Annotated in this window: 12 protein-coding genes; 2 read left to right on the forward strand and 10 right to left on the reverse strand. The window is 70.9% G+C overall.

From position 1 onward, the window contains the following. Positions 1–27: 27 nt before the first annotated feature. The 3 genes from ACFYNP_RS14630 to ACFYNP_RS14640 all read right to left on the reverse strand — a co-directional run bounded on the left by ACFYNP_RS14630 (position 28) and on the right by ACFYNP_RS14640 (position 3,765). Positions 28–942, reverse strand: a complete 915-nt coding sequence (locus tag ACFYNP_RS14630; RefSeq protein ID WP_388785808.1) for a carbohydrate ABC transporter permease — start codon at positions 940–942, stop codon at positions 28–30. Positions 943–1,010: 68 nt separating this feature from the next. Then, positions 1,011–2,306, reverse strand: a complete 1,296-nt coding sequence (locus ACFYNP_RS14635) for an ABC transporter substrate-binding protein (protein ID WP_388785608.1) — start codon at positions 2,304–2,306, stop codon at positions 1,011–1,013. Positions 2,307–2,808: 502 nt separating this feature from the next. Next, a complete protein-coding gene (locus ACFYNP_RS14640; protein ID WP_388785610.1) occupies positions 2,809–3,765 on the reverse strand; it encodes an ROK family protein in 957 nt (318 codons plus the stop codon). 159 nt (positions 3,766–3,924) lie between these two features. Here ACFYNP_RS14640 and ACFYNP_RS14645 point away from each other — a divergent pair, with 159 nt between their 5' ends. Beyond that, positions 3,925–4,962 (forward strand): LacI family DNA-binding transcriptional regulator, encoded by a 1,038-nt coding sequence (locus tag ACFYNP_RS14645; RefSeq protein ID WP_388413266.1) that lies wholly within the window; start codon positions 3,925–3,927, stop codon positions 4,960–4,962. Positions 4,963–5,028: 66 nt separating this feature from the next. Here ACFYNP_RS14645 and ACFYNP_RS14650 read toward each other — a convergent pair whose 3' ends face one another. The 6 genes from ACFYNP_RS14650 to ACFYNP_RS14675 all read right to left on the reverse strand — a co-directional run bounded on the left by ACFYNP_RS14650 (position 5,029) and on the right by ACFYNP_RS14675 (position 11,474). Next, positions 5,029–6,825 (reverse strand): serine/threonine-protein kinase, encoded by a 1,797-nt coding sequence (locus tag ACFYNP_RS14650; RefSeq protein ID WP_388785611.1) that lies wholly within the window; start codon positions 6,823–6,825, stop codon positions 5,029–5,031. Between the two features lie 89 nt (positions 6,826–6,914). After that, complete coding sequence (locus ACFYNP_RS14655; protein WP_388785613.1) at positions 6,915–8,213, reverse strand: DUF6986 family protein; 1,299 nt, start codon at positions 8,211–8,213, stop codon at positions 6,915–6,917. Positions 8,214–8,376: 163 nt separating this feature from the next. After that, the gene (locus tag ACFYNP_RS14660; protein ID WP_388785615.1) at positions 8,377–9,339 is read right to left on the reverse strand and encodes an electron transfer flavoprotein subunit alpha/FixB family protein; all 963 of its coding nucleotides are present in this window, start codon (positions 9,337–9,339) and stop codon (positions 8,377–8,379) included. A 105-nt stretch (positions 9,340–9,444) separates the two neighbouring features. Beyond that, positions 9,445–10,230 carry an electron transfer flavoprotein subunit beta/FixA family protein gene (locus ACFYNP_RS14665; protein WP_351674693.1) on the reverse strand — a complete coding sequence of 262 codons (786 nt, stop codon included), beginning with the start codon at positions 10,228–10,230 and terminating at the stop codon, positions 9,445–9,447. Positions 10,231–10,430: 200 nt separating this feature from the next. Beyond that, on the reverse strand, positions 10,431–10,940 hold the full coding sequence (locus tag ACFYNP_RS14670) for a flavin reductase family protein (RefSeq protein ID WP_388413261.1): 510 nt from the start codon (positions 10,938–10,940) through the stop codon (positions 10,431–10,433). Between the two features lie 186 nt (positions 10,941–11,126). Beyond that, positions 11,127–11,474 carry a TlpA family protein disulfide reductase gene (locus ACFYNP_RS14675; RefSeq protein ID WP_388413260.1) on the reverse strand — a complete coding sequence of 116 codons (348 nt, stop codon included), beginning with the start codon at positions 11,472–11,474 and terminating at the stop codon, positions 11,127–11,129. 265 nt (positions 11,475–11,739) lie between these two features. Here ACFYNP_RS14675 and ACFYNP_RS14680 point away from each other — a divergent pair, with 265 nt between their 5' ends. Continuing rightward, positions 11,740–12,471: a 1-acyl-sn-glycerol-3-phosphate acyltransferase gene (locus tag ACFYNP_RS14680; protein ID WP_100572942.1), complete on the forward strand. Its 732-nt coding sequence runs from the start codon at positions 11,740–11,742 to the stop codon at positions 12,469–12,471. Positions 12,472–12,475: 4 nt separating this feature from the next. On the opposite strand, the gene ACFYNP_RS14685 is transcribed toward ACFYNP_RS14680, so the two are convergent. Continuing rightward, positions 12,476–13,198: a B3/4 domain-containing protein gene (locus ACFYNP_RS14685; protein WP_388785617.1), complete on the reverse strand. Its 723-nt coding sequence runs from the start codon at positions 13,196–13,198 to the stop codon at positions 12,476–12,478. Positions 13,199–13,205: the final 7 nt, after the last annotated feature.

Genomic DNA, 13,205 nt, shown 5'->3' on the forward strand with positions numbered 1-13,205 from the left:
TTGGGGATGCGGTATGCGTGGTGGTGGTCATCGGTCCTTCTCCCCTCGGGTCTCCTGGACCAGGTACGTGATGACGAACCCGAGGGAGACGGTCAGCAGCACCACCGCGATCGCCGAGCCGAACCCGATGCGGCTCGCCTCGCCGATGATGTTGTCGGTCACGAGTACCGAGAGCACTTCGAGGCCGTTGCGCCCGTGGTTGACGGCGTAGACGATGTCGAAGGCGCGCAGCGACTCGATGACCGTGATCACTCCGACGATCACGTTGACCGGCCGCAGCGTCGGGAACACGACACGGAGGAAGGTCTGGCGTTCGCTCGCCCCGTCGATGGCCGCGGCCTCCTTGAGGGAGGGGTCGACGGCTTTCAGACCCGCCAGGTACAGGATCATCACGTACCCCGTGTGCCGCCAGGCCGCGGCCAGCAGAATCATCCAGATGTTGAGGTCGGGGTCGCCGAGCCAGTCGATCGGGTGGTCCGTGTTGCCGAGCAGGGCGTTCAGCGCCCCCTGGTCCCGGGAGAAGACGAGCTGTGCGATGAAGCCGACCACGGCGAGAGAGAGGACGACGGGCATGTACAGCGTCGACTGGTAGAAGCGGCTGAACCGCACGCCCCGGTCGATGAGCACGGCGAGCAGCAGACCGAACGGCGTTGCCACGAAGCCCAGTACGCCCAGCCACATGAGGTTGTGCCGGACCGCCGGCCAGAACGGCGGGTAGTTGGTGAAGAGGTCGGTGTAGTTCCGCGTGCCGACCCACTTGACGGGACCGACACCGTCCCAGCTGGTGAAGGACAGGACGACGGAGGCCAGGGTCGGCCCCCACACGATGGCGATGTCGAGCAGTACGGGCAGACCAAGCAGCACGCCGAGGACGACGAGATCGCGGGCGGTGTACCGCCTGGGACCCCGTCGCCCACCGCGCCGCGCGGTGGTGAGCGCCACGGCTGAGTACTCCAAGTCGCAACGGAGGCGGGTGGGTTGGAAGAGCGGTGCGGGCCGCGGCCCGCACCTCAGCCTTCCGAGGCGAAGATGCTCTTCTTCTGGCGCTCGATGTCGTTCACGAGCCCGTCCACGTCCTTCGGGTTGCCGATGAACTTCTGGATGGCCGGGATCATCACCGTGGACGCGAAGTCGGGCCGGGTGTCGCGGTCCAGGAACTGCGAGATCTGCTTGGCCCCGGCGACCAGCTCGACCGCCTTCTTCTGCAACGGGCTGTACGCGGAGGTGTCCGCCCCGCTGTTGACCGCGATGTTGTTCGGGTCGCCCGCGAGATAGACGTCCTCCGCCTTCGGCGTGGCGAGCCAGGCGAGCAGGTCCTTGGCGCTCTGCATGGACTGCTTGTTCTTCAGCTCCTTGGCGTTCTTGGCGAGGAGGAATCCGTCGATGGGGGCCTCGACCGCGTCCTGCCCGTACTGCGGGTCCATCTCCGGGAACGGGAAGAACGCGATGTCGTCCTGCTCGGCCTTCGGGAACTGCTGGCCCACGTGCGGCAGTCCGAACACCGCCATTCCGGACTGCTTCTTCTGGAGGCTCTGCGCCGCCTCCTGCCAGGTGCGGCCGTTCGCGCCCTGCTGGCAGTACGGGAGGAGCCGGCGCCAGCTGTCGAAGACGTCCTTGACCCGCTTGTCGGTCCACGCCTCCTTGCCGGCCATCAGGCTCTTGTGGAACTCGTACCCGTTGCTGCGCATGTTGAGATAGTCGAAGGTGCCCATGGCGGGCCAGCCGTCCTGGTCGCAGAACGCGATCGGGTCGAGCTTGTCCTTCTGCATCTGCTTGGCCAGGTCCACGTACTGGTCGAAGGTCTTGGGCGCCGTATAGCCGTGCTGCGTGAAGACGCTGGCGCGGTGGAAGACCGCCCACGGGTAGTAGTAGTACGGCACGAAGTACTGCTTGCCGTCCGCGCCGGTCGACTGCGCCTTCAGCGCGTCGGAGAAGCCCTGAAAACCGGTCCAGAGGTCGCTGATGTCGTACAGCAGCCCCTTCTGCGCGAAGAACTGCATGCGGTAGCCCGCGAACCACATGAAGACATCGTCCGGCTTGCCCTGGAGATAGCGGTTGATGTTCTCCTGGAAGGTGTTGTGGTCAACGGTGTTGACCTTGATCTTGCGGCCTTCCTTGGACTGCTTCTCGTACGCGGCGAACGCGTCGGCGAAGGCCTTCTTGGGGACGGCGTCCGATGCATTCGAGCCCAGCCGGATCGTCTTGGCGTCACCCCCGGGCCCGCTGCCGCACGCCGCGAGCAGCGAGGGAAGCGCGACCGCCCCGGCGCCCATCGCCGCGCCCCGCAGAAGACTCCGCCGAGACATCCGATGTCCTGCCACGCTTTCGGGCACTACAGGACCAGTGAACGATGACTGCGCCATGTCCCCCTCCTCCGGGGTGCAACCCAACACAACCAAACGCGAGGCTTGGATAACACCGTCAACTCCCGGTGCCGTCAAGGGTTTTGACGTGATGCCAGACAACCGTTACCGCGTCACTCCCAACAGAGTCCAACAAGCCCTACCGGAAACGCTCGCCGGGCGAGGGTGGTTGGCAGGGGCATGATGTCGTCCTACCTCGCGGAGATGGAGGGGCGAGAGTGATGGGGATGACTGAGGGGGTGACTGGGGTGGTGCCTGGGGTGCTGGAAGTTACTGGGCGTCAGATCGCTTCGGTGGGGGTGCTGTTTGGCGGAGGTGGGGTCAGTCGTCGGAGCGTTGGGCGGGCGGGCAGGCGGGCGGCGGGCGGGCAGAGAAGCAGGAGGCGGATGATGATGGACGGATCACGGATCACGGCTGGCAGCTATCAGCTTTCAGATTCTGTCCGTCACTTCAGCAGCGCCGACTCCTCCGATCGCCGCCTCCCCCACGCCGCGGCCGCCGCCCCCACCAGACCGGCGTCCGTCCCCATCAGCGCGGGCGCCACCGTCAGGTTCTGGACGAACGAGAGCGTCGCGTAGTCGCGCAGGGCACGGCGCAATGGTGCGAACAGAACGTTGCCCGCGCCCGCCACTCCCCCGCCTACGACCGCGATGTCGATCTCGACGAGGGTCGCGGTCGCCGCGATTCCGGCCGCCAGCGCCTGGGCCGCGCGCTCGAAGGAGGCGACGGCCACCGGGTCCCCGGAGCGGGCGGCCGAGGCCACGGCGGCGGCCGAGGTGTCGCCGTCGGGGCCGGGGCGCCAGCCGTGGTCCAGGGCGCGGCGGGCGATGTTGGGGCCGCTGGCGATCCGCTCGACGCAGCCGCGTGCGCCGCACGGGCAGGGGTCACCGTCGAGGTCGACGCTGATGTGACCGATGTGGCCGGCGTTACCGGTGGGGCCGGGGTGCAGTGTGCCGCCGAGGACCAGCCCGCCGCCGACGCCGGTCGACACGACCAGGCACAGGGCGTTGTCGTGGCCGTGGGCCGCGCCGAGCCAGTGTTCGGCGGCGGTCATGGCGACGCCGTCGCCGACGAGTTCCACGTCCAGGCCGCCGGTGGCCGCGCGCACCCGCTCGACCAGTGGGAAGCCGCGCCAGCCGGGGATGTTGACGGGGCTGACCGTGCCGGCCGACGCGTCGACGGGCCCGGCGCTGCCGATGCCGATGGCTCCCGTGCGCTCCCACAGTGGCGATCCGGTCAGCTCGGCCAGGACCGCCTCGGCCGCGCGCATCACCGTGTCGCCGTCCTCGTGGGCGGGAGTCGGCCGCTGGGCCCGCAGCAGAAGCCGGCCTTCGGCGTCCACCAGGGCTCCGGCGATCTTGGTGCCGCCGATGTCGAGCGCGGCCACGAAATCGGTGTGCATCGAGGTCGGATCTCCTGGTGAGGGACGGGTAACAGCAGGTCAAGATGAGAGTCTCCCTGCATGTGACAACGTTGTCCAGGGCCTATGCTCGACGCCACACAGACCGTTATGGCACCGGATCCCGCCGGACGCCCCCCGACGACGACAGGACAGCGCACTGTGGCCGATAACGCCCGCCACCCCGAGTCCCGCTACGGCAACCGCCCGACGATGAAGGATGTCGCCGCGCGCGCCGGTGTCGGCCTCAAGACGGTGTCCCGGGTGGTCAACGGCGAACCGGGGGTGACCCCGGACACCGAGCGGCGGGTGCAGGAGGCCATCGAGGCGCTGGGCTTCCGGCGCAATGACAGTGCCCGGGTGCTGCGCAAGGGGCGTACCGCGTCGATCGGTCTGGTCCTTGAGGACCTCGCCGACCCGTTCTACGGGCCGCTCAGCCGGGCGGTCGAGGAGGTGGCGCGGGAGCACGGGGCGCTGCTCATCAACGGTTCCAGCGCGGAGGACGCCGATCGTGAGCAGGAGCTGGTCCTCGCGTTCTGCGCGCGCCGGGTGGACGGTCTGATCGTGATTCCGGCCGGGTCGGACCACCGGTATCTGGAGCCGGAGATAAAGGCGGGCGTCGCCACGGTGTTCGTGGACCGTCCGGCCGGGCGGATCGACGCCGATGTGGTGCTGTCCGACAGTTTCGGCGGCGCTCGGGCGGGTGTGGCGCATCTGATCGCGCATGGGCACCGGCGGATCGGTTTCATCGGTGACCAGCCGCGCATCCATACGGCCACCGAGCGGTTGCGGGGTTATCACGCGGCGATGGCGGACGCGGAGTTGCCGGTGGACGAGGCGTGGGTGTCGCTCGGCTCGACGTCCCCGGAGCGGGTGCGGGAGGCCGCCGAGTCGATGCTGGCGGGGCCGGATGGGGTGACGGCGCTGTTCGCGGGCAACAACCGGGTGACGGTCACGGCGGTGCGTGTGCTGGCGGGGCGGGAGCGGCCGGTGGCGCTGGTGGGGTTCGACGACATCGAGCTCGCCGATCTGCTCGGCATCACGGTGATCTCGCAGGACGCGGCGACGTTGGGCCGCACGGCGGCGGAGCTGCTCTTCCGGCGGCTCGACGGGGCGGAGGAGACGCCCGCCCGGCTGGAGCTGCCCACCGTTCTGATCCAGCGTGGTTCGGGCGAACTCCCGCCGCCCGCCGAGGGGTAGCGGGCGGGTGGGGGTGCGCCGGTGGCAGCGGGCGGGTGGGGGTGCGCCGGTGGCTCGTGCGGTTGGTCAGCAGGTCTTGAGTCCGGGGACGGGCTGGTTGTTGTCGCCGCCCTTGAGGTAGACGACGCTGACGTAGACGTTGGTGTTGCCGCTGTCGTCGTCGGTCCTGGCCCACCAGGTGTTGGTCCACTTCCCGTAGGTTTCGCGGCGGCCCAGGTCGGTCTGGCAGTAGAAGTAGTTGGTGCCGGTGTTGAGTACGCCCGCGGCGGCGCCGTTCTGGCGGACGGACTTCGCGGCGCGCCAGACCTGGCAGTTGAACTTGCCGCCGGCGATGGGCGCGCAGCTGCCCGCGGGGGGTGCGCCGCCGCCTCCCCCGGCTCCCTTGTCCCCGGTGCCTGCGGTGCCTGCGGTGCCTCCGGTGGTGGGGGTGTTCGGGGTGTTCTTCTTCGGGTCGGTCGGCGCGCCGGGCTTCGCTCCCTTGGCGGGGTCGTCCTTGGCGGGCGGCTTGGTGCTGGAACTCGCCTTGGGTGTGGGCGAGTTGGGGGTGGGTTGTGCGGAGGGTCCGGCCGTGCCGAGGCCGGCGGCGCCGACCCGGTCGTCCGCGGCGCCGGGGGCCGCGCCGTTCGTGGCTCCCGCCGCGTGTGCGTCGGCTTTGGCGTCGTCGTGGCCGAGGAGTGCGTAGGCGGCTCCCCCGCCGATGAGGACGACGGCGGCCGCGGTGGCTGCGATCAGGGCTCTGCCGCGTCCGCGTCCGGCCGCCGCCGGTCGTTCGGGCTGTGCCGGTCCCGCGGTCGTCAGGTCGGTCACCACGGGGCCGAAGCCCTCGGGCCGGTGGGCGGTGGCTTGTGGTGCGGGGTCGGGGGCCGGGGTGGTGGCCGGGCCGAATCCCTCGGGGCGGTGCGGTGCCACGTCGCGTACGGTCGCGTCGCGCGGGGGTTGGGCGGGCGGCTGGGCCGCGGCCCGTATCGGGGTGGTGGTCACGGCTGTCGGTGCGGTGGGCCGGGCGTCCGTGGCTGCCGCGGCTTCGGCGGCTTCGGCGGCTTCGGTGAGGAGGCGCGCCGCGGTCGCGGCGTCGGGCCTGCGGGCGGGGTCCTTGTCCATCAGGCGCAGCAGTACGGGCCCGAGGGGGCCGGCCCGGCGGGCCGGGGGCAGTGGTTCGACGACGATGGCGTTGAGCGTGGACCAGGTGGAGGTGCGGCGGAAGGGTGCGGCGCCTTCGACGGCGGCGTAGAGGGTGGCGCCGAGTGCCCAGATGTCGGAGGCGGGGCCGGGCTGGTGGCCCTGGGCGCGTTCGGGTGCCAGGAAGTCGAGGGAGCCGACGAGCTCGCCGCTGCGGGTGAGGTGGGTGGCGGAGCCGTCGCCGGGGTCGTCCATGGCGGCGATGCCGAAGTCGGTGAGGACGACGCGGCCGGAGGCGTCGAGGAGGATGTTGCCGGGTTTCACGTCGCGGTGCAGGACGCCGGCCCGGTGGGCGGCGGCGAGGGCGTGCAGGACGTCGGCGCCGATGGCGGCGGCCTGGCCGGGTTCCAGGAGGCCGCGTTCGGTGAGGACGCCGTCGAGGGAGGGTCCGTCGATGAGTTCCATGACGATGACGGGGCGGCCGTCGTGTTCGGTGACGTCGTGGACGGCGACGACGGAGGGGTGGCGTACGCGGGCGGCGGCGCGGGCCTCGCGCTGCATGCGCAGTTTGAGGTCGCCGAGTTCGGGTGCGGAGGCGTCGGTGAAGGTGCGCAGTTCCTTGACGGCGACTTCGCGGCCGAGGACTTCGTCGTGTGCGCGCCACACCACGCCCATGCCGCCGCGGCCGAGCCGCTCGACGACCCGGTACCGGCCGGCCAGTAGTTGGCTCTCCCCCGTGCTCACCGCTGCCCCGTCCCTGTGTGGCGATTGTGGTCGCGTACAGGGTACGGGGCAGGGGTGGCGGGCCTTGCGGCCGTGGGGTCCCGGTGCGGTTACGGGGCGGTGACGGTGAGGCTGCCTCGGCGGGGTGAGGCGAACGCGTCGAGGTCGGCGCGGGTGAGGCCGGTGAGGCGGGCGACTTCGGCGTTGTCGAGGGCGCCGCAGTCGAGGCCGCGCAGCAGGTAGCCGCTGAGGGCCTTGGCGGTGGCGGGCTCGTCCATGACGTCGCCCTCGGTCTTGGCGACGTAGGCGGCGAGGCGTCCTGCGGCCTGCTCCAGGCCTTCGCGGTAGAAGGCGTACACGGCCGCGTAGCGGGTCGGCAGGTGGCCGGGGTGCATGTCCCAGCCCTGGTAGTAGGCGCGGGCCAGGGCGCGGCGGGTGAGGCCGTAGTGGAGGCGCCAGGCTTCGTGGACGTGTGCGGTGGTGCCGATGGGCAGCACGTTGGTGGAGCCGTCGGAGACGCGTACGCCGGTGCCTGCGGCGGCGACCTGCATGACGGCCTTGGCGTGGTCGGCGGCGGGGTGGTCGCTGGCCTGGTAGGCGGCGGAGACGCCGACGCAGGCGCTGTAGTCGAAGGTGCCGTAGTGCAGTCCGGTGGCGCGGCCTTGGGCGGCGTCGATCATCTTGGCGACGGCGGCGGTGCCGTCGGCGGCCAGGATGGACTGGCTGGTCTCGATCTGGATCTCGAAGCCGAGCCGTCCTTCGGGCAGACCGTGGGCCTTCTCGAAGGCGCTGAGCAGCCGGACGAAGGCGGTGACCTGCTCGGGGTAGGTGACCTTGGGCAGGGTGAGGACGAGGCCGTCGGGGAGGCCGCCGTTGTGCATGAGGGTGGTGAGGAAGACGTCGGTGGTGCGGATGCCGCGGTCGCGTACGGCGGCTTCCATGCACTTCATGCGGATGCCCATGTAGGGGGCGGCGGTGCCGTTCTTGAAGGCTTCGGCGATGAGGCGGGCGGCGCGGGCGGCGTCGGCGTCCTCTTCGGCGTCGGGGCGCGGGCCGTAGCCGTCCTCGAAGTCGACGCGGAGGTCTTCGACGGGTTCGCGCTGGAGCTTGGCGCGGACCCGGTCGTACACGGGGGCGGCGAGTTCGTCGGCGATGCCGAGGACGCGGGCGAAGGAGGCGGCGTCGGGGGCGTGCTCGTCGAGCGCGGCGAGGGCCTGGTCGCCCCAGGTGCGGATGGTGTCCGCGGTGAAGGTGTCGCCGGGTACGTAGACGGTGTGTACGGGCTGGCGGGTGCCGGGGTCGCCCGGGTAACGGCGGGCGAGTTCCTCGTCCACGGCGACGAGCGAGGCACTGATCTCCTCGCTGACGACGCCGGCGAGGCTCGTTGCCACCTGCTCCTGCTGACCCATCCTGCATCCTCCACACGGTCGAAACTTTTCCGCTTCACGGAATCAACAATCCGTATAGCGAAGTTAGTAGGCCGGTCCGCCTGCGTCAATGGTTGTCCGAAACGGCCCGGGGCCGCGCGGTGAGGATCACCACGCGGCCCCGGGACCGGATTGAACTCGCAGGTCAGCCCTTGCGGGAGTTGACCTCGTCGGTGAGCTGCGGGACGACCTGGAACAGGTCGCCGACCACGCCGTAGTCGACCAGGTCGAAGATCGGGGCCTCGGCGTCCTTGTTGACGGCCACGATGGTCTTCGAGGTCTGCATGCCGGCCCGGTGCTGGATCGCGCCGGAGATGCCGTTGGCGATGTAGAGCTGCGGCGAGACGGACTTGCCGGTCTGGCCGACCTGGTTGGAGTGCGGGTACCAGCCGGCGTCCACCGCGGCGCGCGAGGCGCCGACGGCCGCGCCGAGCGAGTCGGCGAGGGCCTCGATGACCGAGAAGTTCTCGGCGCCGTTGACGCCGCGGCCGCCGGAGACCACGATCGCGGCCTCGGTCAGCTCGGGGCGGCCGGTCGACTCGCGCGGGGTGCGCGAGGTGACCTTGGTGCCGGTGGCGAGGGCGGAGAAGGTGACGGAGAGGGCCTCGACGGCGCCCGCGGCCGGGGCGGCCTCCACGGCGGCCGAGTTCGGCTTGACCGTGATGACCGGGGTGCCCTTGGAGACACGGGACTTGGTGGTGAAGGAGGCGGCGAACGCGGACTGCGTGGCCACCGGGCCCTCGTCGCCGGCTTCGAGGTCGACGGCGTCGGTGATGATGCCGGAGCCGATGCGGACCGCGAGGCGGGCCGCGATCTCCTTGCCCTCGGCGGAGGACGGGACGAGCACGGCGGCCGGGGAGACGGCCTCGTACGCGGCCTGGAGCGCGTCCACCTTCGGTACGACGAGGTAGTCGGCGAACTCGGGGGCGTCGGCGGTGAGGACCTTGACCGCGCCGTGCTCGGCGAGGGTGGCGGCGGTGTTCTCGGCACCGGCGCCGAGGGCGACGGCGACGGGCTCGCCGATGCGGCGGGCCAGCGTCAGCAGTTCGAGGGTGGGCTTGCGGACGGCGCCGTCCACGTGGTCGACGTAGACCAGAACTTCAGCCATGGGACTTCAATCTCCTGCAAGTGCGAAGAAAAGGCGGGCAGTTGAGGGGCTCGGCGAGCCCTAAGTGCGGACTCGGTCCGAAGGGTTCCCGGACCGGTGCGGCACTTAGATGAACTTCTGGCTCACGAGGAACTCAGCGAGCTGCTTGCCGCCCTCGCCCTCGTCCTTGACGATCGTGCCGGCGGTGCGGGCCGGGCGCTGGGCCGCGGAGTCCACCGCGGTCCAGGCGCCCTCCAGGCCGACCTCGTCGGCCTCCAGGTCCAGGTCGCCCAGGTCCAGGGACTCCACCGGCTTCTTCTTGGCGGCCATGATGCCCTTGAAGGACGGGTAGCGGGCCTCGCCCGACTGGTCCGTCACGGACACGACGGCCGGCAGGGACGCCTCAAGCTGCTCGGAGGCGGTGTCGCCGTCGCGGCGGCCCTTGACGACGCCGTCCGCGACCGAGACCTCGGAGAGCAGCGTGACCTGCGGGACGCCGAGGCGCTCCGCGAGGAGCGCCGGAAGGACGCCCATGGTGCCGTCGGTCGAGGCCATGCCGCAGATGACCAGGTCGTAGCCGGTCTTCTCGACGGCCTTGGCCAGGACCAGCGAGGTGCCGATCACGTCGGTGCCGTGCAGGTCGTCGTCCTCGACGTGGACGGCCTTGTCGGCGCCCATGGAGAGCGCCTTGCGCAGCGCGTCCTTGGCGTCCTCGGGGCCGACGGTCAGCACGGTGATCTCCGCGTCGTCCGCCTCGTCGGCGATCTGCAGTGCCTGCTCGACCGCGTACTCGTCGAGCTCCGAAAGGAGGCCGTCGACGTCGTCGCGGTCGACGGTCAGGTCATCGGCGAAGTGCCGGTCGCCGGTGGCGTCGGGCACGTACTTCACACAGACAACGATCCTCAAGCTCACGCCGGCTCTCCTACTGCATCGTCATTTCTGGGCTGCCTTGTTGCACGCAGCATAGGCGCCTGATGGGGCGGTTTCCGGTCGGGGCGACCGGCGCTCCGAACGAAATATTACTCGTCAGTACACCCAGCTTGTGCCCACTGAGCAAGCGCTTTGAACTGTGACGTTGCCAACGGTGAGCAATCGACGTGATCAGGGAACTTTCAGTCGCGCAACGCGTTGAAGCGGCCCTGGTGGTAGAGGAGCGGGCGGCCCGCTCCCGCCGGGTCGCCGACGACCGCCTGGCCGAGCACGATGCGGTGGTCGCCGGCCGGGATGCGGGCCACGACCTTGCACACCAGCCAGGCCAGGACGCCGTCGAGGACGGGCACGCCCTCGGGGCCGGAGCGCCAGGCGGTGGCGGGGCCGAACCGGTCGGCTCCGCTGCGGGCGAAGGTGGCGGCCAGGTCCTGCTGGTGCTCGCCGAGTATGTGCACGCCGATGTGGTCGGCCTCGGCGACGACGGGCCAGCTGGAGGAGCCGGTGCCGATCCCGAAGGAGAGCAACGGGGGCTCGGCGGCGACGGAGTTGAGGGAGGTGGCGGTGAAACCGACGGGCCGGCCGGCGCGCTGGGCGGTGATCACCGCGACACCGGCGGCGTGCTGGCGGAAGACCGACCTGAGCAGTTCGGGAGAGGCGGTCTGGGCGGTACCGAGCTCGGGCGAAGCCGTCATGGAATTGTCCTTCTGCAAGAGGTGCGACAAGGGCTGCGGGTCTTCAGCAGCCCGGACAGCGCGCGCTCGCGTTGCGGGCGAGGTCCACATGGGCGCGTCCATAGAGAAGGAGGTCTGTCGGCACATCGTCAGACTGACGATTGAGCACGCTCACCGTCAAGTGCCTTCCGGGATGTGGGAGATCCCTCACTGCGCCCCCGGGGCCGTGTCCCGGACCGCCTGCCCGAGGGCGGCGATGACGTCCGCCCGGCGCGGCTGACCGGCCGCGCGGCGCACGATGCGGCCCGCCGCGTCGAGCACGAGCACGGTCGGGGTGCGCTCGATGCCGAGCTCCCGTACGAGAACGAGCCGTTCCTCCGCGTCGATCTCCACATGGGCGACGCCGTCCACCATCGCGGCGACCCCGGCCAGGGTGCGCCGGGTCGCCCGGCAGGGCTGGCAGAACGCGCTGGAGAACTGCACCAGCGTGGCCCGCCTGCCGAGCACGGCCCCCAACTCGGCCTCGCCGAGCCTGCGCCCGCCGTCGTCGCCCACGCGCCGTCCACCCTCACCTGTCCGTCCGCGTCTTCACGCGGCCACTACCTGCTCTGACGTACGGTTGCAGCACGCATCGGCTCGCAATGATTCCCCCCGGGCCCCGACCTGCGAAGACGTGACGAGAATCTCCCCTGCGCAGAGCGCCAGGACTGGCCAGCTCGGCTCGCATCGGGCACCATCTGCCCAAAGCCCGAAACCTACGGGCGCGTAACTTATGACTCCGGGAGCACCCTCCCCGGGCACACGAAGGGTCTCCCCTCTGATGGCAGAACTCGTCTATCGGCCGGTCATCGGCGCCGCACGTGCGATGTTCAAGGCGCTCGACCTGAAGATCGACACCCAGGGTTCGGAGAACATCCCGCGCACCGGCGGGGCGGTGCTCGTCAGCAATCACATCAGCTATCTGGACTTCATCTTCACGGGGCTCGCGGCGCTGCCGCAGAAGCGCCTGGTGCGCTTCATGGCCAAGGAGTCGGTGTTCCGGCACAAGATCTCCGGCCCGCTGATGCGCGGCATGAAGCACATCCCGGTCGACCGCAAGCAGGGCGAGGACGCCTACCAGCACGCGCTGGCCTCGCTGCGCTCCGGCGAGGTGATCGGGGTGTTCCCGGAGGCGACCATCTCGCAGTCGTTCACGCTGAAGAGCTTCAAGTCGGGTGCCGCGCGCCTCGCCCAGGAGGCCGGGGTGCCGCTGATCCCGATGGCGCTGTGGGGGACGCAGCGGGTGTGGACCAAGGGCCGCCCGCGCAACTTCAAGCGCAGCCACATCCCGGTCACCATTCGTGTCGGCGAGCCCGTGGAGGCTCCCGCCGACCAGTACGCGGGCGCCATCACCCGGCGGCTGCGCGAGCGCTGCCAGGAGCTCCTGGAGGCCGCGCAGCGCGCCTATCCCGTACGTCCCAAGGACGCGAGCGACACCTGGTGGGTGCCGGCGCACCTGGGCGGCACCGCGCCGACGGCCGAGCAGGTGAAGGCCGCCGAGGCGGCCGGCTGAATCGTCACTCCTGCACGGCGGGTGTGACGGGCTCGAAGCCGCCGACCGGCGGGTGGACCGTGATCCGCGCCCCCGGGCTGAACCTCTCCAGGAGTCCGGCCAGTTCGGCGCCGGCCGTGACGAGGTCGCAGTGCGGAGCCATGCCCTCCAGGAGGAACAGCGCGTCGGACGACTCTTCGGTGAGGCGGGTGCGCACCCCCTGGCGCCAGTTCCAGCGGCGGCAGGTGACGCCCTCGTCGTCGCGCCACACCACTTCGCCCGCGTCCGGGTGCTCCACGACGGGCTCGCCGCCCGCGACGGTGTGGAACGCCTCCTCGCCACGCGCCCGCACCAGCCGCATCGAGCCCTTGATGTGCGCGGTGTCCTCACCGCCGACCGGCACCAGGTGGGCGACGCTGATCGCGTTGTACACGTCGACGAGCCGGTTGACGCGCGGCAGGCCGCCGTCGGCCAGGGCCCGCTTGGCGAGCGCCTCGGCCGAGTTGCGGGTGCGGTTGGGCTTGGAGCCGAAGGCGGTGTAGACGGCGCGCCAGGCGGCCATGTGCGGGTCCTCGTGCGGGGCCCGGCCCGCGAGGCGCTCGGCGAGGCGGCGCGCGGCGTCGTCGAGCAGGGCCGAACTCGCCGCGTCGCTGGGCGCGTTGACGAGGCCGGTGGCCTCGACGGCGACATGGGTGAAGGCGGGCGCGAGCGTCCGGACCTCGTCGGACACGGTGAGTGCGAGCGTCATGATCGGT

Origin of the sequence: Streptomyces sp. NPDC006691 (assembly GCF_042869955.1) — a bacterium.
GTDB lineage: Bacteria > Actinomycetota > Actinomycetes > Streptomycetales > Streptomycetaceae > Streptomyces.